18 protein-coding genes are annotated in these 22,918 nt (G+C 63.1%); 9 read left to right on the top strand and 9 right to left on the bottom strand.

Features of this window, described 5'->3' with window-relative positions; genetic code table 11:
• Positions 1–237 precede the first annotated feature (237 nt).
• Positions 238–1,419 carry a PDDEXK family nuclease gene (locus FY258_RS01015; protein ID WP_118102465.1) on the bottom strand — a complete coding sequence of 394 codons (1,182 nt, stop codon included), beginning with the start codon at positions 1,417–1,419 and terminating at the stop codon, positions 238–240.
• A gap of 106 nt (positions 1,420–1,525) precedes the next feature.
• On the opposite strand from FY258_RS01015, the gene FY258_RS01020 reads away from it, so the two are divergent.
• Positions 1,526–1,720: a hypothetical protein gene (locus FY258_RS01020; RefSeq protein WP_118102466.1), complete on the top strand. Its 195-nt coding sequence runs from the start codon at positions 1,526–1,528 to the stop codon at positions 1,718–1,720.
• Positions 1,721–1,822: 102 nt separating this feature from the next.
• On the opposite strand, the gene FY258_RS01025 is transcribed toward FY258_RS01020, so the two are convergent.
• The 3 genes from FY258_RS01025 to FY258_RS01035 all read right to left on the bottom strand — a co-directional run bounded on the left by FY258_RS01025 (position 1,823) and on the right by FY258_RS01035 (position 6,313).
• Positions 1,823–2,596, bottom strand: a complete 774-nt coding sequence (locus tag FY258_RS01025) for a 5-formyltetrahydrofolate cyclo-ligase (protein WP_118102467.1) — start codon at positions 2,594–2,596, stop codon at positions 1,823–1,825.
• Between the two features lie 92 nt (positions 2,597–2,688).
• On the bottom strand, positions 2,689–3,249 hold the full coding sequence (locus FY258_RS01030) for a DNA-deoxyinosine glycosylase (protein WP_118102468.1): 561 nt from the start codon (positions 3,247–3,249) through the stop codon (positions 2,689–2,691).
• The gene (locus FY258_RS01035; RefSeq protein WP_118102469.1) at positions 3,242–6,313 is read right to left on the bottom strand and encodes an insulinase family protein; all 3,072 of its coding nucleotides are present in this window, start codon (positions 6,311–6,313) and stop codon (positions 3,242–3,244) included. Before FY258_RS01035 ends, FY258_RS01030 begins: the two co-directional genes overlap by 8 nt.
• Before the next feature lie 117 nt (positions 6,314–6,430).
• Between FY258_RS01035 and FY258_RS01040 the strand changes: the two genes are divergently transcribed.
• Positions 6,431–7,447, top strand: coding sequence for a DMT family transporter (locus tag FY258_RS01040; RefSeq protein ID WP_310592047.1), 1,017 nt, complete (start codon positions 6,431–6,433; stop codon positions 7,445–7,447).
• Positions 7,448–7,587: 140 nt separating this feature from the next.
• Here the strand turns inward: FY258_RS01040 and FY258_RS01045 are convergent, their stop codons facing one another.
• A complete protein-coding gene (locus tag FY258_RS01045) occupies positions 7,588–9,111 on the bottom strand; it encodes a carboxypeptidase M32 (protein ID WP_118102470.1) in 1,524 nt (507 codons plus the stop codon).
• Positions 9,112–9,380: 269 nt separating this feature from the next.
• On the opposite strand from FY258_RS01045, the gene FY258_RS01050 reads away from it, so the two are divergent.
• The 4 genes from FY258_RS01050 to FY258_RS01065 all read left to right on the top strand — a co-directional run bounded on the left by FY258_RS01050 (position 9,381) and on the right by FY258_RS01065 (position 15,328).
• Positions 9,381–10,331, top strand: coding sequence for a C45 family peptidase (locus tag FY258_RS01050; RefSeq protein WP_118102471.1), 951 nt, complete (start codon positions 9,381–9,383; stop codon positions 10,329–10,331).
• Positions 10,332–10,727: 396 nt separating this feature from the next.
• Positions 10,728–11,804 (top strand): phenylalanine--tRNA ligase subunit alpha, encoded by a 1,077-nt coding sequence (pheS, locus tag FY258_RS01055; RefSeq protein ID WP_118102472.1) that lies wholly within the window; start codon positions 10,728–10,730, stop codon positions 11,802–11,804.
• Between the two features lie 66 nt (positions 11,805–11,870).
• Positions 11,871–14,345, top strand: a complete 2,475-nt coding sequence (gene pheT / locus FY258_RS01060; protein ID WP_118102473.1) for a phenylalanine--tRNA ligase subunit beta — start codon at positions 11,871–11,873, stop codon at positions 14,343–14,345.
• A complete protein-coding gene (locus FY258_RS01065; RefSeq protein ID WP_118102474.1) occupies positions 14,345–15,328 on the top strand; it encodes a hypothetical protein in 984 nt (327 codons plus the stop codon). The genes pheT and FY258_RS01065 overlap by 1 nt, the downstream gene beginning before the upstream one ends.
• Here FY258_RS01065 and FY258_RS01070 read toward each other — a convergent pair.
• Both FY258_RS01070 and FY258_RS01075 read right to left on the bottom strand, forming a co-directional pair.
• Positions 15,284–16,345: a hypothetical protein gene (locus FY258_RS01070; RefSeq protein ID WP_118102475.1), complete on the bottom strand. Its 1,062-nt coding sequence runs from the start codon at positions 16,343–16,345 to the stop codon at positions 15,284–15,286. The two genes, FY258_RS01065 and FY258_RS01070, sit on opposite strands and share 45 nt — an antisense overlap.
• Before the next feature lie 532 nt (positions 16,346–16,877).
• A complete protein-coding gene (locus tag FY258_RS01075; protein ID WP_118102476.1) occupies positions 16,878–18,281 on the bottom strand; it encodes an FAD-dependent oxidoreductase in 1,404 nt (467 codons plus the stop codon).
• A gap of 179 nt (positions 18,282–18,460) precedes the next feature.
• Between FY258_RS01075 and FY258_RS01080 the strand changes: the two genes are divergently transcribed.
• Complete coding sequence (locus FY258_RS01080) at positions 18,461–19,894, top strand: M18 family aminopeptidase (RefSeq protein ID WP_118102477.1); 1,434 nt, start codon at positions 18,461–18,463, stop codon at positions 19,892–19,894.
• Positions 19,895–19,975: 81 nt separating this feature from the next.
• Here the strand turns inward: FY258_RS01080 and FY258_RS01085 are convergent, their stop codons facing one another.
• The gene (locus FY258_RS01085; RefSeq protein ID WP_118102478.1) at positions 19,976–20,611 is read right to left on the bottom strand and encodes a flavodoxin family protein; all 636 of its coding nucleotides are present in this window, start codon (positions 20,609–20,611) and stop codon (positions 19,976–19,978) included.
• A gap of 175 nt (positions 20,612–20,786) precedes the next feature.
• On the opposite strand from FY258_RS01085, the gene FY258_RS01090 reads away from it, so the two are divergent.
• Positions 20,787–21,206, top strand: a complete 420-nt coding sequence (locus FY258_RS01090; protein WP_118102479.1) for a peptide deformylase — start codon at positions 20,787–20,789, stop codon at positions 21,204–21,206.
• 264 nt (positions 21,207–21,470) lie between these two features.
• Here the strand turns inward: FY258_RS01090 and FY258_RS01095 are convergent, their stop codons facing one another.
• Positions 21,471–21,794 (bottom strand): YbjQ family protein, encoded by a 324-nt coding sequence (locus tag FY258_RS01095; protein ID WP_006723261.1) that lies wholly within the window; start codon positions 21,792–21,794, stop codon positions 21,471–21,473.
• Positions 21,795–22,101: 307 nt separating this feature from the next.
• On the opposite strand from FY258_RS01095, the gene FY258_RS01100 reads away from it, so the two are divergent.
• On the top strand, positions 22,102–22,917 hold the full coding sequence (locus FY258_RS01100; protein ID WP_118102480.1) for a ZIP family metal transporter: 816 nt from the start codon (positions 22,102–22,104) through the stop codon (positions 22,915–22,917).
• The last annotated feature ends 1 nt before the right edge of the window (position 22,918 follow it).

A 22,918-nucleotide genomic window follows, 5' to 3' on the forward strand; every position in this document is an offset into this window, starting at 1 on the left:
GCCCGCCGGCCCCCGCACCCCTTGATTCGAAGCAAAATAGGGCGTCAAAAAATATAAGTGTACGTTTTGGGGAAGGTTTTTGTTCTCTGAGGCTCTTTGCTTCGCGACTGGCTTTTCGCGACCTGCGGTTTTGTTGGCGCCAGCGCGTCAGCTTGATGAAAAGAGCGCAAAACGTTCCCCAAAACGTACACTTATGATTTTCGTGACTTCTGGATTCGCCCAGGGGCTTCCTGCGCGCTACTTCGATGCGGGAAACAGCTTTCCGTGGAGCGCATTTCGGCGATCGAGGAAGCTTGCGGTTCGATTTGCGAGTTTCAGCCCGAGTGCCTCCGCGCGTTGTTCGATGAGCGAGTCGTACTTTTCCAAATCCGAGACTTGATCATAGGTGAAAGAGACAACGCTATAGCCCATGCTCTCGAGCGCCGCGGTGCGGCCGGTCTCCTTTTTGAACGTCAGGTCGTCCGAATGAAAGCCCTCGCCGTTTACCTCGACAACGCCCATGGTGCTTGGATACAGCTGGTCAACAATGCAATGGCCTTGATAGGCCAGCTTGAGCGCCGCGGTATCGAAGTTGATACGTTGGTTGAGCTGCGGTTTGGGCCAGCCTTCACCGCCAAAACGCATATCAGCGGTAAGAAACAGGGCGATTTTTGATTCGAGTGGCGAGGCAGATCCATCCAAGGCGAGGCTCAATGCCCGTGATACCGTGCGATTGCTTGCTTTTCCCTGAAGGCTGGCTGAAAACTCGGTAAGTTGTTCGAGCGACGTGAGCGGCGGGCGCTTCCAAAGGTTTGACGTCATTTTGCCTGAAGGGAGGCAGATGCTCCAGGGGAGCTGCTCTCCTTCGCTATCGAGGAAAGAGGTTCGCTTGCCGTCGGCGTCGTAGTATTCGCAGATTTTGACATCGGGGTTGAGTGGCCCATTCTCTTTAAGTCCGCCCTCCCGTCTGAGCAGGTCAAAAGCAAAGGCCATGCGCTCGTTCGTCGGAGAGACGGCGTATATGCCGCAAGCTTCGAACATGGCGAGCGCGAGGGCGATCGGGTCGGTTTTGCGCGGGGCTTTGACGAGCAGGTAGGAGGGAGAGAGAACGCCTAGATTGTTGCCAAGATCAACGACACATGACGAGGGCAGGTCCCGAGGAACGCGGTGTGCGACTATGAAATCGGAGGAGTACCGCGTGGATTCGGGAAGCATAATGTGCACGGGCTTCGTCACGCCCTTGAGGTCGGTGAGAAGTCTTTCGCGAATGCTAGCGTCAAAAGGGCGAATGTTCAGGCGCGGTATCTCTGAGAGCCATTCTAGTCCGAGCCCGTCGGGCTTTTTTGCACGGGCGATGTCGACTGGGATTTCGACATTGCGCAGGGCTGGCGGCGTGCGCCAGTACTCCCAGGCCGATATGTCGCAAATGATCGCGTCCATGGATCAACGATAACAGGGCTGAGATAATAATCAACTCGTGATATGGTACTCTACCTGCAGTTATATGGTCAGATATGGGTTAGGAAAACCCGGATGGGGAAGCACCGTGCGCCTTTTACATCTCATCGCCGCTTTGCTTGTGGCGGCGGCGATCATCTCATTTGTGTTGTCAGCGCTGGGCTTTGTCCTCGCGGGTGCCTTTAAGTTGCTGCCCGGTGTGCTCTTAGTTTTGACGATCATTTTCTTTGCGCAAGGTGGACATGTGGATATCCGCCTGCCGGAAAAATGGAAACGAAAATAATGTGCGCGCCCATGTTACGCGCCCATGCTCACCCATGCGTCCGTGTGATGTGCCCGCGCGCTTGCATGGGTGAGCGCGAGCGGGCGCGTCACATGCAAGCGTCTATGCGGTGATGAACCGCGCGATTGAGCAATCGTGTTCGTCGCGGGGGACCTGCTCGACTTCCTGCTCGGCAAACGCGACGCCGAGTACCTGGCAGTCCTCGCGCAGCTGAGGCAGATAGCGGTCATAGGTGCCACGGCCGTAGCCCAGGCGATTGCCCTGTGCGTCGAAGGCGACGGCGGGGACGATCGCGAAGTCGATCTCCGACGGCGGTACGACGGGGAAGCGCGTGTCATCCTTGGGTGGAACGCTGCCCTTTACGCGTGAGGGAATGAAGCGTCGCGTGGCGCCGGCGCGCGTGCTGGTGAGGGTCTGATGCTCCTCGGTGACTGCCGGGCCCCAGGGCTTGCGCGGGTCGACGATGAACGGCACGTTGCCGCCAAGGTAGTTGTTGCAGGAGACGGAGCGCATGCACATGGCGCCGGACGCTGCGTTGGGAATCATGCACGGGAATACGATGCGGTATCCGTAGGCATAGGCGCCGCGGATGAAGCGGTCAAGGTCGACCTCGTAACGCAGGGCGGCGTAGACGGCCAGGGTTGGCGGCTGCCCGTTCTTTCCCTTGATACCGCTGGAACGAAGCTCTTCGATGAGCCGGTTGCAGATTTCGCGCGATTTGTTGGAGCGGGCGGCGGGGCGCAGCTCCTGGCGCGTTTGGACCGCAGCGCGCCTCACGTCGCCCTTGCGATCGAGGATGGCCTGTGCGGCTTCACCTCGCGTGCTCGCGGCAGTGGATGCGGCATCGGTCTTGTTCGTTTGTTTTGCAGTTGCCATGGCGCGATTCCTCTCAACGTCTCATCGTTTCATTCTACCGCGCGGGCGTCGGGCTTTGCGATGTCGCGTTATCGCAAAGCCCGACTTCGAGCTCAGCTCCGTCCGAACACGCCGGCGTCTTGGTAGGCCGCAACCAGGTCGTCCAGGCGCATGCGCGCATTGGCGGGGCTGGTTGAGGGCAGGTCGACGCGGGTGATGCCGCGGGCTTCGAGCATTCGCCCGTTGAACCGGCGGCAGAGCTGGGAAGCTTTACCGCCGGTGGTGCACACGGTTTCGATGGGCGCGGCATCGAGAATCCGCGTGAGGTCGTTGGGCACGGGGTTGGCGATGCTCGCATCGCTTGCCCCCGCGATGTCGCATGCCGCAAGGACATCCCATAAGGCGATGCCGTTGGCGAGCAGGAAGGTGCGCCGTGCGTCGTTGTCGACGAGCATGCGGTCCTTAAGGTCGTAGATCCGCTCCATCACACGCCAAAAGCGATTTTGGGGATGACCGTAGTAGAACCCGACTTCGCGCGAGCGCGGAGACGGCATCGTTCCGAGCACGAGCACGCGCGAACGGTCGTTAAAGACCGGATCGATCGCGTGCGTGATATGCGCGGGCTCAAGAGTCGGGGCGAATCCGTCGGCCGCCCCGATCCCGATTCTACTCATCGTCGTCGGTTCCCATGAGCTCGACGACGTTCCAGTCCACCTCACTCGCCTCAATCGCGTCGCGTCCGGCAAACACGCAGGCGGGCGCTTCGCGTGCGATGCGCGAGATGTCCGCAGCCAGCGCGCGCAGGGCGTCGGGCGTGGATTCGAGCATCTGCTGGCGGCGCTCGGCGCGCTTGCCGCTCGGTGTCTTGCAAAAGTATTCGGCGTTGCGGCGCTTGGTGAGTGCATAGGGCTTGAGCGGCGCGTCCATGCCCGAGACGCAGCTCACGATGAAGCCCTCGAAGGTGTCGGCGTCCGGGTCGAACGAGGCGAGCCAATCGCCTGCGGCCTCGATGCGGGCGAGGGACGGGTCGATGGCGGGGTCGCGATAGGTGTAGAAGCTCGCATGGCGCGGGCTGGGGGAGCGGAAACCACAGCCGTAGGCCCCGCCCTTCACGCGGATCTCGTTCCACAGGTAGTCGTACGAAAGCGCGCTGGAGGCGACGCTCCAGGTGCCGTCGGTCTCGATTTCGAGCGTGCGTGGGTCGCAGGCGCGTGCGAGGTAGGTGACGTCGCTCGGGATGATGAAGGCCTCGCGCTTGTCCTCGGGCCAGGGTACATAGAGTTCCTTGGTGGCCGCGGTGCGGGGGCTGAGGCCCAAATCGCCGGCGGCGTTCCAGTAGCGTCGATAATCCTCGTCGCTTCCGGTGAAGCTCGCAACGGCGCCGGTCGAGGTGAAGATGCGGGCCTGCAGTTCGCGCAGGGTCTCGCACAGGCCCTCTTTGCGATCGTCGAAGTTGTCGAGCAAATCGCGCAGGAACAGGTAGAAGTCGACGCCGGAGAGCTGCTGGGTGAGCACGGCGGCCGGCGAACCGTAAGACATGGCGCGGGCGAGCGCGGCGCTGTGGCCGTTCATGAGGAAGCTCTGCTCCATGCCGATGCGCGTCTGCGTGAGGACATCGCGCATCCGCTCAGTGTCCTCAAAGACCGTTTCGGACCAGACCTCGCGCGGGATGCGCGCGAGTGCGTCCATCTTCTCGGATAGCGCGCCGGCCGACACGAGCAGGCGCGGGTGCGCGAGCTTCCAGTTGGGCTGCGTGGCGACTTCGGTTGTGAAGGAGAGGAAGCCGAGGTTGGCGCACACGTAGCTGTCGAGTTCGCCGGCGGTCATGCGCTCGGTGGCGAGTTGGTTCATGAGGCGCGTGAGCACGGTCACATACGGCAGCTCGGCAAAGGAGAGGTGGGAGAGGTCAAAGTAAGTGAGCGCGTAGGCGAGCTGGTGGGTGGGCAAGTCGTGGCGCAGGCAGGGGATGGGCGTCTGCTTGTCAATGACGAGCTGCGGCTCCGGACGGGCGGGGCCGATGTCGCTCACGTGCAGGCGCGGCAAGGTGGCGCGGGCCTCGGGCACATCCTCGGCCTCCTGGCGCTCGCGCAGGGCGGCGACGTCTTCGACGATGTGCTGGAGATCGGCATCGTCCATGGCCGCCTTGGCCGCGGCGAGCTCGGCCTCCTCCTCGCGCGAGGCCGCGGCGTCGTCGGCCACGGGGACGAGCTCGACGAGCGCACGATGCTCGCTCTCGAGGACGAGCTTACGCAGCAGGTCCTCGAAGTAGGTTCCGTCGAGTTCGCGATTGAGCTCCTCGTAGATGGGGCCGTACTCGATGCCGCGCGTGGCGGCCTCGTCGGCGTCGTCGTAGAGCCAGGTGCCGAGCGCGTCGCAGGCGAGCGCGACGCCATCGGCGTAGCCGTAGTCGCGCTGGCGCAGGTCGAACTCCTCGTTGGCGAGGATGGCCGCGAGGCGCTCGCGCGGGATGCCCTCCTTCACCAGGCGGAGGCATTCGTCCTCGATGACGCGGCGGAACTCGCGCGCGACTTCGGGTTTTGCATTCTGCAGGATGATGAGCGTGTGCGGCTGCAAAAGATCGCCGGAGGTGTAGCTCACCACGTTGCCGCCCAGGCCGGCTGCGAGGATGGCCTTCTTCACGGGGGCCTCGTTGGCGCCCATGAGCGCGTCGATGAGAACGTCGGCGGCCACAAGGCGTTTGCGGTCGGCCGCATCACCGATCACGTAGGCCATGCCCACCAGCGCGTTGTCCGGTGTGGTGGCCATCTCGACGCGTTCGTAATCGCAGACGAGGGGGTCTTGGCGCACGAGTGGGTTGGGCTCGCCCTTCGTTGCGGCGCCATCGGTCGAATGGGAGCCGGACGTCGCGTCGGCCTCGGCATCGCGAGCGGCCTGCAGCGCACGGGCACGCTCGGCCTCGTCGCGCAGACGGGGCCCGTCACCCAGATAGCGCTCATCCAGGAATGCGAGCTCGCGTTCGACCTCCATGTCACCGTAGAGCACGATATAGCTGTTCGCGAGGTTGTAATGGCGCGCATGCGTGTCGAGGAACTGCTCGTAGGTGAGCTGCGGGATGGCGCGCGGGTCGCCGCCCGATTCGCAGGCGTAGGCGGTGTCGGGGAACAGCGCGCGGTTGACCGCGTCGTCGAGGACGCTCATCGGATCGGAGAGCGCGCCTTTCATCTCGTTGAAAACCACGCCGTTGTAGCGCAGGGCGCCCGCCGCGAGCGGCGCGCCCTCGGGGACGTCGAGTTCGTAGTGCCAGCCCTCCTGCTCGAAAATCGCCCGCTTGGTATAGATGGCGGGGTTGAGCACCGCGTCCATGTAGACGTCCATGAGGTTGAGCAGGTCCTGCTCGTTGGTGGACGCGACGGGATAGACGGTTTTGTCGGGGTAGGTCATGGCGTTCAGGAACGTCTGCATGGAGCTCTTGATGAGGTCCACGAACGGCTCTTTCACCGGGAATTTCGCAGAGCCGCACAGCACCGAGTGCTCGAGGATGTGAAAGACGCCCGTGTCGTCGGTGGGCGGCGTTTTGAATGCGATGGAGAACGCCTTGTTCTCGTCCTCGCATGCGAGATAGAGCAGTCGGGCGCCGGAGGCGCGGTGGTGCAGCACGTAGGCGTCGGCATCGAGCTCGGCCAGAGTCTTTTTGCTGGTGACGGTGAAGCCGGAGACGGTCGATCCGAGCGGCAGAGTGGTGGCGGCGCGCTCGCACGCGGGAGTGGGTTGGTTCATGGGGGCTCCTTTATGGAGGTTGATTGCTGCGCCCAGTATACCCACTCGGCGCACGCTCACGTTTTCCGGTCGCTTGCGGTATCGTTGTCGGGGAGTCGGATTCGATGGGGGATGTGCATGACAGAGGAGCAGTTGGAATCTCGCGAGAACGAGCGTGAGCGCATGGGCCTCGCTTCGTCCATCAAGCCGGGCGCCGATGCCGACGCCGCTTCGCGCGCTCGTCGCCGCACGGTTCGCGAGCGCCTGAACGATCGTGAGGCGCGTCGCCTGATCGTCGGCGTGGTGGCCACGCTTTTGGGTGGTATTTTCTGGGGCTTCTCGGGAACGTCGGCGAGCTACCTGTTCGCCCATTACCAAATCGACACCATCTGGTTGCTGAGCATCCGCCAACTGCTTGCCGGCGCGATGTTCATGGTGGTGATCGTTCTGTTCGATCGCGCCCGCTTTATACAGTTGCTCAAGAACCCTCGCAACTTGGCGACCATGGCGGTGTTCACGGCGTTCGGCGTGTTTGGAAATTCGTTTTTCTACCTGCTCGCCATCCGCCTGACCAATGCGGGAACGGCGACGGTCATGCAGTGCCTGCAGCTCGTCATCATCATGGTATACACCTGCATCGTCACGCATCGCCTTCCGCGTCGACGCGAGCTCGCCGGCGTGGTGCTGGCCTTTGCGGGCGCGTTCCTCATTGCCACGGGTGGCGACCCCACCACGCTCGTGATCCCGCCCGCGGGCCTTGCCGTCGGCCTCATTTCGGCGATCGGCGCCGCCTGCATGTCGATCGTTCCGACCAAGATTCTGCCGATCTACGGCTCGTCCATCGTGACCGGATCGGCGATGTTCGTTTCCGGCCTGGTGATCTCGGCGTTCGTGCGTCCGTGGGAAAACGTGCCGGCGTTCGATGCCCCCGGCTGGCTCGCGTTGGCGATACTCATCGTGGTTGGTTCGTTCTTGGCGTACAACCTGTATATGCAGGGCGTTAAGGATATTGGCAGCGTGCGCGCGAGCCTGATCGGCACGGTCGAACCCGTTTCGGCCACCGTCACGAGCGCGCTTGTGCTGGGCACCGTGTTCGCCCCGACGGACTTGATCGGCTTCGCCTTGATCATCGCCATGGTGTTCCTCACGGTGTAGGTTGACCGACCGCTGCATATCGTTTGATCGAATGAAAAAGAGGCGCCCGGCTCGATATCGATTCGAGCCGGGCGCCTTTGCGTTGGCGGGCCTGTCGCCGCGGGCGGGACGGCATATCCTGCCTGTGGCTTACGCGCGCTTTACAGCTGGTACAGGTCGCCGAACTTCTTGGCGAGGTAGTCGCAGAAGAACGTGGCGTCGAAGGGTGCCCCGCAGGCGGCCTCGATGATCTCGGGGGCGTCCTTGCCGCGGCCCCAGCGCCAGACCTTGTCGCCCAGCCAGGCGCGCACCGGGGCGAGGTCGCCCGAGGCGCAGGCGCCCTCGAGGTCGATGCCGTCGCGCTCCATGGCCGGAACGTACTGCGCGTCGTAGGCGGAGCCGAGTGCGTACGTGGGGAAGTAGCCAAAGCTGCCGCCGCTCCAGTGCGTGTCCTGCAGTGCGCCCATGGCGTTGTTGGGAACTTCGAGGCCGAGGTACTTGCGGGTGAGGTCGGCCCACAGGCCGGGCACGTCCTTGGCGGTCGCCTCGCCGGAGAACAGCAGGCGCTCGATCTCGTAGCGGATCATGATGTGCAGCGGATAGGTGAGCTCGTCGGCCTCGGTGCGGATGAGGGACGGGGTCGCGATGTTGACCGCGCGGTACAGTTCGTCCTCGGTCACGCCGTTATAGACCTCGGGGACATGGCGGCGGAGCAGCCCGAGCAGCGGGGTCATGAACGCGCGGCTGCGGCCGACGGTGTTCTCGAAGAAGCGGCTCTGGCTCTCGTGGATGCCCATGGAGGTGCCGCCCTCGAGGCACGTGCGCGCGTAGGCCGGATCGACACCCAGCTCGTAGGCGGCGTGACCCGCCTCGTGGATGATCGAGTAAACGTTGGACATCAGGTTGTCCTCGTAGATGTGGGTCGCCACGCGGGCGTCGCCCACCGAGAAGCCCTCGGAGAAGGGATGCTCCGTAAAGGCGAGGCAGGTGTCGGTGTCGTTCAGGCCGACGAGGCGCATCAGGTCGAAGGACAGCGCGCGCTGGGTGGCGTCGTCCACGTGCGCGGTGAGGAAGGGCGCCTCGGGCTGCTCGCCGCGCTCGCCGATTGCCTGGACGAGCGGCACGACCGTCTCGCGCACCTGGCCGAAGAAGTGGTCGAATGCGGCGGAGTCCATGCCGCGCTCGTATTGGTCGAGCCAGACGTCATAGGGGTCGCGCGTGTCGTCGAGATAGGCGGCCTGGCGCTTGAGTGAGGCGACGATGCGGTCGATATAGGGCTCGAAGCTCGCCCAGTCGTCGGCGACCTTCGCTTTGTGCCACACGGCGTCAGCCTCGCAGGTGAGGCGGCTCCACGCCTCGACTTCCTCGGTGGGGAGGGCGAGGGCCTCGCGCTGATCGCGCGCGAGCGTGCGGATCTGGGCGACGAGCTTGGGGTCGCCGATCTCGCCTGCGGCGACGCCCTGCTCGAGCTCGCTCACAAGGGCGACGGCGTCATTGCTGGTGAGGAATTCGTGATGCTCGCCGGCGAGGGCCGCCATGGCCTCGCCGCGCGCGGCTGCGCCGTTCTCGGGGGCGATGGTGGCGCCGTCGAACTCGGCGATCTTCATGAGGTAGGAGCGGGTCCAGAGCTTGTTCTCGAGCGCATCGAGGCGCGCGGTGAGCTCGGCGGAGTTGGTCTCGGGCATGAGGCCTCCTTTTCGTGCTTCGCGGTCATTGCCCATGAGTGTACCCACCCGTCCCCGATTACACACTTTCCCGGGCGGCCAATGATGCGCAAACGGCCTGGCGCCATTGCCCGTAGCACTGTCGGCTGCGAAACCCGCCGCCCCTCGCCGATTAGCTCAAAACGTACAGCATTATGAAGTGAGTAAGATAAACGACAAAAATTAAAATAATGTCAGATATGTGAGTTAGAATCCCTTGCTCGTTGGAATAACCTGTCTGAGGGGGATCTATGAGCAATTCTAACGATGGCACGGGGCGCGCGCTGAGCATTATGAAGCGCATCGCTCTCGGCGTGGCGGGCTTCATTGTCGTTGCGTGCCTGCTGGTCGGTATCGCCGTTTTCACGCTGTTCGGAAACGAGCTCAAGACGCTCAACAGCATCAAGAAGATCGATGAGTACCCGCTGTACACCATGGACTACGCCGGCGACTACGGCATCGACGAGTTTTTGGAACAAGGGGGAGCATCCAATGACGCCGAGCTTATCGACTTTGTGGTGGGCCGACTGCTCAAGGGCCTACCAATTGAGATCGAGCTGCCCAATCTCGCCTGCTCGACGTTCAACGCGGAAACGCCTTCGGGCGACGCGGTCTTCGGCCGCAATTTCGACCTGGAGTTCTCGCCCGGCATGATGGTCCGCACGAACCCCGAGGACGGTTATGCGTCGCTGTCGATGGTGAATCTCGCGTTCATCGGATACGGTGAGGACAAGCTGCCCGATGATCTTGCATCGAGCATCGTGTCGCTGGCGGCGCCTTTCGCGCCGCTCGACGGTGTGAACGAGAAGGGCCTGGCCGTGGGCGTTTTGCTCATCGACACCGAGGCGACCGACCAGCGGACCGACCGCGTGGACATTACCACCACGACGGCCGGCGTGCCCGCCGAGGGGAAGACGTACATGGCGGCAACGAACTTCCTGCTCACGCCCGGTGAGTATGACTTCGGAGGTGGCGAGGACCGTTACGCCACCGTGATGGGCGCGCTCGAGGCGGTAGATGGCGTCATGGATGAGCAGCAGGCCATGGATACGCTTCAGAGCGTGAGCCGCGAGGTGAAGATCAAGGACAACGGCGAGGTTTTCCAAACGCAGTGGTCCGTGGTGTACAACCTCGATCGCGGCACGGCGAAGATCTGCATGGGTGGCAAGTACGACGAGGTTCATGAGCTGTCGATCGCGTAGGGAAGCGCAGGTATGCTATCATCTTGGCCACTGCGTTGACGGAGAGGTCGGGCCTCACCGCATCGCCGCAAAGAGAGGGAGGGCCACCGGCTGCGAGCCCACCCGCGGCGAGGAGCCCCGAGTTCACTCCCGAGCTGCGACCTGAACGGCGGGCGCCGGGGCGCGATGTGCAATTTGCACCCGTCCCCGATTGCACATGCTGAGTAGGGAAGCCGCGCGCCCGCGCGACATCGGGCAAAAGAGGGTTCGCCGGGCAGACAACCGGCGGCCAATCAAGGTGGTACCGCGGAATCTCATCCGTCCTTGGGAGTGCGAGCGATCGCACGATCCCAAGGGCGGATTTTTCTATGGAACAACGTGGCGCCGATATGGCGCCGATGGACGAGAGGGGAACAGATGAGCTTGATCGACGAGCTTGAGGAGCTCGAGCAGCGAGCCCGCGAGATGATCGAGAGCGCCGAGACGACCGAGAAGCTCGAGGCCGCCCGCGTGGCGCTTATGGGCCGCAAGGGCGAGATCACCGGCCTCATGCGCATGATGGGCAAGATCGAGCCCGAGGAGCGTCCGGTGCTCGGCAAGCGCGCAAACGAGATGCGCCGTATGGCCGAGACCCTGCTCGACGGTCGCATGAAGGACCTCAAGCGCGCCGCCGTGCGCGAACTCATGGCCACGGAGGCCGTTGACATCACGCTGCCCGGTGCCCGTCCGCAGATCGGCCATGCGCACCTCATCAACCAGATCATCGAGGAGATCGAGGACGTCTTCTGCGGTATCGGCTATACGGTCGAGGCCGGCCCGCAGGTCGAATCCAGCTGGTATAACTTCACCGCGCTGAACGCGCCGCTCGATCACCCGAGCCGTTCCGCGCGCGACACCTTCTACGTGAAGGACAATGCCCCCGGCACCGCGGCGCACCCCGAGGAGCACGCCCACGGCGAGTCCGACGTGCTGCTGCGCACCCAGACCTCCGGCGTGCAGGTGCACACCATGGAGGCCCAGGAGCCGCCCATCTACATGATCGCCCCGGGCCGTGTGTATCGCCCCGATACGGCCGATGCCTGCCACCTGCCCCAGTTTCATCAGATCGAGGGCCTCGTTGTGGATAAGGGCATCACCTTCGGCGACCTCAAGGGCACGCTCGATTACTTCGTGAAGTGCATGTTCGGCGAGGACCGTGCCACGCGCTACCGCCCGCACTTCTTCCCGTTCACCGAGCCCTCCTGCGAGGTCGACGTGAGCTGCGGCGTGTGCGGTGGCGAGGGTTGCCCCTTCTGCAAGCATTCCGGTTGGATCGAGATCTTGGGCTGCGGCATGGTCGACCCCAACGTCCTGCGCAACTGCGGCATCGATCCCGAGGTCTACTCCGGCTTCGCCTTTGGCGCCGGCGTCGAGCGCATCGCGGCGCTCCGCTACGACTTGCCCGACCTGCGCACGCTGGTCACCGGCGACATGCGTTTCCTGAATCAGTTCTAAGAAGATGTTCGAGACCTCAATTTGGGGACTGTCCCTAAATTGAGGTGCTTATAGAAGAGGTTTGAGATGAAAGTTTCTTACGACTGGCTGAAGAGCATGGTCGAGCTGCCGGAGGACCCCTCCGAGCTTTCCCGTGAGTTCATCCGCACCGGCACCGAGGTCGAGGCCATCGAGACGGTGGGCGAGTCCTTCGATCGCATCGTGACGGCCAAGGTCCTCTCCAAGGAGGCCCACCCCGATTCCGATCACCTGTGGGTCACCATGGTCGACGTGGGCACCAACAACGTGGACGCCGAGGGCAACCCGGAGCCCCTGCAGATCGTGTGCGGCGCACAGAACTTCAACGAGGGCGACCGCATCGTGACCGCGATGATCGGCGCGGAGCTCCCCGGCGACATCAAGATCAAGAAGGGCAAGCTGCGCGGCGTCGTGTCCATGGGCATGAATTGCTCCGCGCGTGAGCTTGGCCTCTCCGCCGATCACGAGGGCATCATGATCCTTCCCGAGGATGCGCCCATCGGCATGCCGTTTGCCCAGTACGTGGGCACGTCCGATACGGTGCTTGACTGCGAGATCACTCCGAACCGCGCCGACTGCCTCTCCATGATCGGCATCGCGCGCGAGGTCGGCGCCATCTACGACCGCGACTTCCACGTCGACCTGCCCGCCGTCGCCGCCGAGTCCGGCGCCCCGACCGCCGAGACCGTCTCGGTCGAGCTCATCGACGAGGGCCTGTGCGATCGCTACGTCGCCCGCGTGGTGCGCGATGTGAAGGTCGGCCCCTCGCCCGAGTGGCTCGTCCAGCGCCTCAATTCCTGCGGCATCCGCACGCACAACAACGTCGTGGACATCACCAACTACGTGATGATGTTCACCGGCCAGCCGCTGCACGCCTTCGACCTCAACGCATTCGAGGAGAAGGGCGGCAAGCGCACCGTGGCCGTGCGCGCGGCGCGTGAGGGTGAGGTCTTCCGCACCCTCGACGACGTGGAGCGCACGCTCTCCGCGGGCATGGGCCTCATCGCCACCGGCGAGGCCGGCGCCACCCCGGTCGCGCTTGCGGGTGTCATGGGCGGCATGGAGTCCGAGGTTACCGACGCCACCGTCGACGTGCTGGTGGAGAGCGCCTGCTTCAACGCCGGCCGCACCTCCCACACCAGCCGCGACCTCGCGCTGATCTCCGACGCCTCCATCCGCTTCGAGCGTCAGGTCGACGAGACCGGGTGCGTGGATGTTGCCAACATCGCCTGCGCCCTCATCGAGCAGCTTGCCGGCGGCAAGGTTGCCCCGGGTTGCGTGGACGTCTATCCCGCGCCCAAGCAGCTCGCTCCCATCAGCCTGCGCCTTTCCCGCGTGCACGAGCTGTGCGGCGCCGCGATCGAGCCCTCTTTCATCGAGACGGCGCTTACGCGTCTCGGCTGCTCCGTCGAGGCCGAGGGGGAGGGGGATGCGCGCGTGTTCGCGGTTATGCCCGCCACGTTCCGCCCCGACCTCACCCGTGAGATCGACCTGATCGAAGAGGTCCTGCGTCTGTGGGGCATGGATCGCGTCGAGGCCACCATCCCGGCGGCCAAAAACCACATCGGCGGCCTCACTCGCGAGCAGCAGCTCACCCGCAAGGTCGGCCAGATCCTGCGCGCCTGCGGCCTCAACGAGACCATGAATTTCTCCTTCGCCGCCCCCGGCGACCTCGAGCGTATCGGCATGACGGACGAGGGCCGTGGATGCCCGGTCGAGATCATGAACCCGCTGGTGGCCGAGCAGACCGAGATGCGCCGCTCGCTCATCCCAGGCTTGCTGCAGTCCGTCGAGTACAACATCAAGCACAGCACCGCAAACGTGCAGCTGTATGAGATTGGCACGCTGTTCTTCGGCCGCGAGAACGCCAGCGCGCCGAAGGAGCGCGAGTCCGTGGCGGGCGTGCTTTCCGGCTCCATGGGCGATGTGACCTGGAATTACAAGCCCATGCCGCTTCGTTTCTTCGACGGCAAGGGCGTTGTTGAGGAGCTGCTCTCCCAGCTGCGCACGCCTAAGGTCCGATTCCGCCCCGCCGACGGCGACGACTATGCGTTCCTGCAGCCCGGCCGCGGCGCCGAGGTGCTCTCCGGCGGTACGGTTCTCGGCTGGGTCGGTGAGATCCATCCCGATGCGCGCGACGTCTACGGCATCGATATCCCCGTGGTGGCCTTTGAGCTGAATCTCGAGGCGCTGATCAAGGGTGCCGGCGCTCAGGAGGCCTATCGCGAGTTCTCCCAGTTTCCGAGCGTCGAGCACGATCTTGCCATCGTTGTTGACGACGACGTGACTTGCGAGGACCTGGAGCGCCGCCTGCGCTCCGCCGGCGGCAAGCTGCTCGTGGGCGTGCGCCTGTTCGACGTGTACCGCGACCCGGTGCGCGTGGGTGCTGGCAAGAAGTCCATGGCCTTCGCGCTCACCTATCGCGCCGACGACCACACCCTTACGAGCGAGGAGGTCGAGCGCGCTCACTCCAAGCTGGTGACGAAGGTGTGCAAGGCCACCGGCGGCGAGGTCCGCAGCTAGTGCCTAGCTGGAACATACATATCGCGCATGCGGAGCGGCTGCTCAAGGGCGGCGGCTCCGTTGCGCGCGCTGTGCGCGACGGCAATGCGTTTCTCTTCGGAAACTTGATTCCCGATATCTACGTGGGTTACATGGTGCCCGGCGTGGTGCGGCCCGTTCCGTATCGCGTGACGCATTTCGCCAAGCCCGAGCACATCCCAAAACCGCGTGCGGGCGAGTTCTTCGATGCGTACGTGCTGCCGCTCGCGCGCGAGTGCGGGTTGCTGGATGCGTTCGGCGACGATTGCGCAACGGGGGGAGGTTTCGGGGCGCCCGGTTCTGCCTCCGGTGCCTCCGGTTTCGCGGACGCCGGGAAGCACGCCCCGGCGCTGCCCTGGCACGCCCCGGCCTCCCTGGCGGCCGAGGTCGCCCACGTTTCTCCCGCGCACACGCCGACGTTCGAGTGGGATTTCGATGTGGCCCAAACTGCCGCGTGCCAGCGTGACGCGTTCGCGACCTCCCGACGCGCGTTGAGCCGCGATGAGCTGCGACGCTCCCTGTTCGACATGGTGCTCGGCACATGGGTTCACCTGCTTGCCGACTGCACATGGAACCAGGCCGTGAGCGATTTGCTTGATGCGCGTGGCGAGCAGCCCAGTCGGGATTTCCGTATCAAGAAGCAGGGCGATTTCGACCTGTTCGGCAAGTCTCTCGAACTCGATCTCATGCCGCGTCTTACGCCACAGCTCATCGAGGTCGCGGCGGCGTTTCCTCAGTACGAGATCGATGCGGCGTCGGTATCTGCGACCTGCGCCATCGCCCATGAGACCGTGCGCACCAATCACCCGGTCACCGGCGCTGCGTACCGCCTGCTCGATGAGGAATTTTTCAGTCGTGTCTTCGCCGAGGTCAACGCACGAGCAGAGCGCGAGATGGAGTACGCGGGATCCCGTGAGAACTCAGCGAACCAGCTGTTCCCAGTTCGAAAGGACCTCGCACCTTAGGTCGCGCTCGGCGGCTTCCATGCCCGCCGATTTCGCCTTCCGCCGTTTTCCGAGCAACGACGACAAGTGGGCCGACAGACGATGGAACCTCCCGGGGTTATAGAGTTGCTCGGCTGTCACCATGATGACCTCGATACCCATGCGCTTGAGGCCGAGCATGCGGTTGGAGTCTATTCCGCCCGCTCGGCCCCCATCGTGAACCATATGGCCCTGAAGCTCGATATCGATTGTCGGATGGATGTCGTTTTCGGGGAAAAGGATGTCGGCGTAGCAGGTTGATTGGCCGGCGAGGATGCGGGCGTCGCGGTTCAGCGTGATGGGGTGGTTGTTGACGATGGGCCCTAGCCCTTCGCCGCCGCGTCGTCGCGTAAGGTTCAACAGCATGGATGCTTGCACTTCGAGGGGAGACGCCGTAACGCCCGTGACCGCGCGTGCGGCCTGGCAAAACTGGCGATGGCCGTGCATGCCCTTGCTTTCCTCGCAGAACCCGCGAAGCTCATGAAGCGTCACGAGCGGGTCGCGGTGCCAAAGAGACGTCGGTTTGCCCACGTGGTCATACACTTGTCGCCATCCTCCCGGCCATACGAGGCGCTGATTGCGCAAGCGGTCGAGCTCGTGCTGCATTTCTTTGGTGGGCGCGTAGACGGTGAATGTCCCGCAGAGTTCGTAAGCGGCCATGGTGAGACGGTGCACCGAGACGAGCGGCGCCAAGGTGAGCAACGTCATGAGCGGCGAGGTGTACTGAACACCGACTTCGTTGTTTTCCCAGATAGCTGAACTCGGGAGGCCCCCGCTCCAGACGTGGTCCTTGATTGCCGAAGACCGTGTTCGGGCTGACGGGCTGTCGCACAGGGTGTGTATTGGAAGATTTAGCCAAGGACCCAGGTCGTTCGACCGGGAGATGGCGCTGCGTTGCCGGCGCGTCGAAAAACGGGGAAACTCTGGGAGCAGCAGTGTGACCTGGGGTGGGATTCGATAAAGCTCAAAGGCGCTGGCGCCGCAAATCACCTGTTCCATTAAATACCCCCTCCCTCGATGAATGAGCTTGTACCCAAAGGGGGAGTCGGATTGCGCAAGGGCGATTGAAGTCAATTCATCGACTTTTGGTAATTAGTTTTCCAGACTGGCCGGTGGCAACGCATTCTGGCGCGTAAGACACCTGGTCGTGTGCATCCAAATGGGCCTTATATCTCGAGGAAGCGATAAGTAATTACCAAAAGTCGACGAATTGAAAACGGCGTGCTGAAGAAGTGCATCAATTGGGCTATTTTTGCCTAGCGGATGCATAGCGGCCAGAAGATGTGGCCCGAGGGGATCTGCGCCATTTTTCCAGACGGACGATCGTGCCGTTCTTGATCTTTCGAAAGCGTGGGATTTCGTTTGGCGGGATTGAGATGGTGGTTTTACCTGCAAGAGGCTTTACTGTCAGAAGGTCTATTGGCGTCGGGCACCGGACGCGCTGTCGAGATTGCCGATGTCACAAAAGGAAGGGGCACCGAAGGTGTGATCGGCGCCCCTTAAGCGGATATATGTTGTTCCGAGCAACGGGTTAGCAGGCGTCCTGCTCGGCCACGGCTTGCATGGCCACGGCGCCGATGAAGTTCACCGGCTGGCAGAAGTTGGGCTGGAAGAACAGGTCGACGTTGGCGAGCTGATCGATGGTGAAACGCGCCTGGATGGCGATGGAAATCGCATTTGCTGCCTCGGCCACGTCGTGGCGGCACAGGAATTGGGCGCCCAGCACGCGATGGGTCTCGGGATCCCAGGTGAGGGTCGCGGTAACCGGCGTGGTGGTGAGCATGAAATCGGGACGGTAGTCCTGGACGATGGTAGTGGAGCGGGTGTTCACGTCGCGGGCCTCGGCACCTGCCTGGGTGAGACCGCTCGCCGCAAGGGACAGGTCATAGAGCTGCACGGCGCTGGTTGCCTGCGTGCCCATGTACTTCTGCATGGGCTCTTCGATATTGGCAGCCACGAGCAGGGCCTGGCGCACGGCGTTGGTGGCCAGCGGGATGTAGTCATAGGTGCCGGTAGGGTTGTAGAGCACGGTGCAGGAGTCGCCGGCGGCGAGGATGTCGGAGCTGGCCTCGGTGCTGCCGGCCGGGAATGCGCGCATGTACTCGTCGGTTTTGATGGCGCCGTTGGGAAGGGTTTCGAGCTGGCCCTCGAACAGATCGGTGCGGGGAAGGAAGCCGGCGCCCATGATGGCGTAGTCGACATCGTATTCACCGGCGGTGGTCACGACGGTGACGCCAGTGCCGCTCTCGTTCAGACGGAACTCAGTGACCATCTGGCCCAGTGCGAGTTCCACGCCGTGCTCGGCGTACACAGCTTCGACCTGCTCGGTGATGGGCGCATCGAAGTTTTTGGCGAGTGCGCGATCGAGGCCGTCGATGAGGGTGGCGCGCACCCCGGCCTCGCTGAACTGCTCGACGAGCTCGGCGCCGATGTATCCCGCGCCGATCACGGCGACGGAATCCGCCTGCATGGCGTTCTCCTTGATGGCCTTGCCGTGGTCCCAGTTCTTGCACAGCATCACACGACCATCTTCAAGGCCCTCGGCCAGACCGGGGATGGGCGGGGTGACGGGCTTGGAGCCAGTCGTGACGACGAGCTTGTCAAAAACGTAGGTCGACTCCTCGCCGCTGGTGAGGTCGCGCGCCACGAGGGACTTGCCAGCGACATCGACGGAAAGCACATCGTGCTGCATGTGCATTTGCGCGCCGAGCTCGGTGAGAGCTGCGGGGGAGGAGTAGAACATGCGGTTGGGGTCGCTTACGTGACCGCCGACCCACAGCGCGATGCCGCAGGAGAGGAACGACAGGGTGTCGTTGCGCTCGAAGACGTGCACGGTCCAATCCGGGTGCGCGGTGAGGATCGACTGAGCGGCGAACGTGCCGGCGTGCGTGCAGCCAACAACGGCGACGGTCTTAGGGGTGGAGGCGGTGGTCATGGTGACTCCTTTGAGGTAAAACGTGTCAGCACTTGAAATGATACAAAAAAGCAAACAGTTAGCAAGGGCAAACTGGCAAACGGGCGGAGCGGCCGGGCGGTGTGCGGCGCCGCGCCCGCATGCGGTAAGATTTTGTCGAATAAGCCAAGCGGAACCATGTGTCACGAACAGGAGCGCATATGTCTTTTGCCACAAAAGCCGCAGCCCCGGCCACGACGGCAGCCGAGGACCTGCTCGACTTCATCGCCGAGAGCCCCACGATGTTTCACAGCGCCGCGGCTATTCGCGCGCGCTTGGATGAGGCTGGTTTCACTTACCTGAGCGAGGGCGCCGCATGGGAGGTGCGCCCGGGAGGCGCGTACTACACGCAGCGCAACGGATCGAGTGTCGTGGCTTGGCGCGTGGGCGAGCGTGTGGTCGCTCCGGCTTTTGCCTCCGATGTTGCCAAAGCCGCCGAAGGCGCCGCCGGATCCATCGATGTCGTCGCCGGATCGGCCGGTGACAGTGCCCCGTACCACTTCCAACTCACGGCCTCGCATTCCGACTCCCCCTGCTTCAAGGTAAAGTCGAATGGCGAGCTCGAAGGTCCCGCCGGTTATGTGCGCTTGGACACCGAGGCCTACGGCGGCATGATGGACTACACCTGGTTCGACCGCCCGCTTTCGCTCGCTGGACGCGTGTTGGTGCGAGAGGGCGCGCGTATCGAGAGCCGTCTCGTGGCCCTCAATCGAGATGTCGCGCTTATCCCGAGCCTTGCAATCCACATGGACGGCGGCGTGAACAAGGGCTTCGCCCCCAATCGCGCAAGCGATTTGTTCCCGCTGCTCTCCGCGGGCGACTTGGCGAATGGTTCGCTCGACATGATCGTGGCCGATGCCCTCGAAATCGATCCCGCCCAGATCGTGTCGCGCGACCTGTTCCTGGTCAACCGCGAGCGCGGCCGTGTGTGGGGTGTCACCGGCGAGTTCATTTCCTCGCCCCGCCTCGACGACCTCATGTGCGCTTACACTTCGCTTGTCGCCTTTATGAACGGCGGGAACGAGCATGCCGTCTCGGTCTATGCGTGTTTCGACAACGAGGAGGTCGGCTCGGAAACCAAGCAGGGTGCTGCATCGACGCTTTTGGTCGACACCCTTTCCCGCGTGAACGCCGCCTTGGGCTTCGGCCCCGAGGAGTACGTCCGCGCGCTCTCCGCTTCCATGCTCGTGAGCTGCGACAACGCACATGCACAGCATCCCGCGCATCCCGAGCTCGCCGATAGCCTCCATGCTCCGCAGATGAACGGCGGCATCGTGGTGAAGGAGGCGGCCAACCAGCACTATTGCACCGACGCCTTCAGCCGTGCCGCGTTCACCGCCGTGCTCGACGACGCCGAGATTCCGCATCAGGCGTTTGCGAACCGCAGCGACAAAGCTGGTGGCTCCACGCTCGGCAATATTTCGAACATGCAGGTGAGCGTGCATGGAGTCGATGTCGGGTGTGCCCAGCTCTCTATGCATTCGTGCATGGAGACGGCCGGGGCCCGCGATGTTGACCTTGCCATCGAGGCGCTCACGGCGTTTTACGATACGAACGTCCGCATCGACGGTGCCGATTCGATTGAGCTCGGCTAGACGAGTATCATCCCAGCAGATGCGAACCTTGATAAAGGGGCGGCGCACCACATTGGATGCGCCGCCCCTTTCCGTGCCGGTTTATCGGATGAAGCTCGTGAAGGACCCGGCTTCCCGATCGGGTAGGCCGATTCCGGCCTCGCGCCCCGCCTCGAGGGATTTGAGCAGCCAGGCCATGTTGCGCCCGAGCTGTCTCATCGTCCACAGCCCCTCCTGGTCCTGTTCGACCTCTTCGGGCGTGCATCCATGGACCATGTTCCAGTAGCGAGAGCTCACAATCGGCATGTTCGAGATGGTGAAGAACTTCTGCATGTCGTCGAGGGCGGCTGTGGTGCCGGCGCGTCGGGCAGACGCGATGGCTGCGGCGGGCTTGAAGCTCAATACGTCGGGCGCGCCCGCTTTGCCGTTGGAGTAGAACAGGCGGTCCATGAAGCCCATGAGGGAGCTGGCGGCGTGGGCATAGTGGACGGGCGCGCCGAAGACAAATCCGTCCGCCTGCTCGGCAAGCACGCGAAACTCGTTGACGGCATCGTCGAAGATGCAGGCGCCGGTTTCGCGGCAGCGTCCGCACGCCATGCAGCCGGCGGCGGGCTTGGCGCCGATCCAGAAGATCTCGCTTTCGATTCCGTGCGCATCAAGCGTCGCGGCGACTTCGGCAAGCGCGCGGTGAGTGCAGCCGTTCTTGTGTGGGCTTCCGTTGACGAGCATGACTTTCATGGCGCTTCCTCCCTCGTTGCTCCGCATGTATATGCGGCCATTGTCTGCGTTCTCATCAGTTTAGTTCGTTCTACGGCGATACGGCGCGGGCCTTGATGGGCATCTGGTATAGTTCCGCAGGTGAAAGAAATGAATGGGCGAGGATTTGCTGCGCCCATATGAGAAAGGAGCGCCCATGATCAAGGAGCTCGTGAAGGACGAGGCCATCCTCTCCACCCCGTGTGAGCCCGCCACCGCCGCCGACGCGGAGATCGCGCAGGACCTGGTGGATACCTTGCTGTCCATCGAGGACGCCGCCTGCCTGGCTGCCAATCAGATCGGCGTGACCAAGGCCATCTGCGCCCTGGCCGACGACGAGGGCAACACGCTCGTGATGTACAACCCCAAGGTCCTGTTTGGCATGGGTGCCTTCAAGGCTGAGGAGAGCTGCCTCACCCGCGAGGGTTCCGTCAGGGTGACCCGTTTCGTCAAGATCAAGGTCGCTTACGACGAGCTGGTCGACGGCGAGCTCAAGCCGCGCAAGCGCGACTTTGTCGAGTGGCCTGCCGAGCTCATTCAGCACATGTGCGACCACTGCCAGGGCAAGCTGGTTTAAGTTGCCCAACAGGCAAATCGTTCCACATGGACATGCCCGGACTTGGATGTTGCCCTGCTCTGCGTTTTGCCCTGTGCCCTGATTTGACCTGCATCTCTAACCTTAAAACCCGGATCATCCGGCCGATAGCGGTTCTGGATGGTCCGGGTTTTTATGTGCGATGGAAATCGCGGCCGTTCTGCGTGCTCGTGTGCGATGGGGATCACGGCGCCCTGCGTGCCCGTTTCGACGAGAACGGGCAGGGCGCGAGAGTGAGCGGGGTGATTATGACGTTCGGCGCACGCGTACTGCGGTGCCGCAAGCGGTGGTCATGATCATCTCGGCAAAGGTCTCGTACCCCACGTTCGCGCCAATGACTGCGTTGGCGCCGAGCGCCTCGGCGCGCTGCGACATCTCGCGCAGGACCTCCTCGCGCGCCTGGGCCATTTCGTCTTCATATCCTGCAGATCGCCCGCCGAACACGTTGCGCAGCCCGGCACCGATATCGCGGAACATGTTGATGCCGCTCACGGCCTCGCCAGTGACGATTCCGAGGTATTCGACCACCTCGTAGCCGTCGAGGTTGTTGGTGGTAGTGATGGTGAGCATGGTCCCTCCTTTTGACGGTAATTTCTTATACCCAACCGTTCGTTTTGGAAGAAGTGGTCAAAAAGGGTTGATAGTGCGCCGATCGGTGACGGGAGCGAAAACATGTATAGCCGCTGGTTTGATGAATCCGCAGGTCGCGCAAGGGTGCGCTTCGGGCACATGTCCCGCATGGAGGCGTTCGTCGTGTGTACCCCGCAATCGCTCAATCGAATCCAGGGGTTTTGTTGGGGGCGGACTGCATGGTCGGCGCACAATTAGGGTATTTTGACCAGAAATTGGAAAACGTACGAAAAGGAGGCGAAATCGTATGCAAATCGACGCCAATCTTATGCAATCTCTCATATGGGCCGCGATGGGCTGCGGCTTCACCTGGCTCATGACCACAGCCGGCTCGGCCGTGGTGTTCTTCTTCCGCAAGGACCGCGCCGTCACCCACCGCATCTTCCTCGGGTTCGCCGCGGGCGTCATGATCGCTGCGAGCGTCTGGTCATTGCTCAACCCTGCCATCGAGCAGGCCGAAGAGCTCGGCCAGGTCGGCTGGATCTCGGCGGCGGGTGGTTTCTTGCTCGGGGTGGCGTTCCTCATGGCGCTCGACACTTTTCTGCCCCATCTTCATATGGAGGGCGATGACCCCGAAGGCGTCAAGACGAGTTGGAAACGCACCACGCTGCTCGTTTCGGCTGTGACCTTGCACAACATTCCGGAGGGAATGAGCGTTGGCCTGTTGTTCGCGATGGCGGGCCAGAGCTCGGGCCCTGAACGGACGGCGTATCTCGGCATGGCGATGGCGCTTGCTATCGGCATGGGCTTGCAGAACTTTCCCGAGGGCGCGGCGATTTCCCTGCCATTGCGACGCGAGGGGATGAGTCGAGGTAAGGCGTTTGTGATGGGCAGCCTGTCCGGTATTGTCGAACCGATTTTCGGCATTCTCGTGGTGCTGGTGAGTTCGCAAATCACGCCGTTCATGCCTTGGATGCTCGCCTTTGCCGCTGGTGCGATGATCTACGTCGTCGTTGAAGAGCTGATTCCCGAGGCGCATCTTGGGGAGCATTCGAACATCGGTACGTTGGGGGTCATCGCGGGCTTCGTGGTCATGATGGTGCTCGACGTCGCATTAGGTTAGT

The sequence above is a fragment of the Collinsella intestinalis genome (assembly GCF_902364775.2).
Taxonomy (GTDB): Bacteria; Actinomycetota; Coriobacteriia; order Coriobacteriales; family Coriobacteriaceae; genus Collinsella.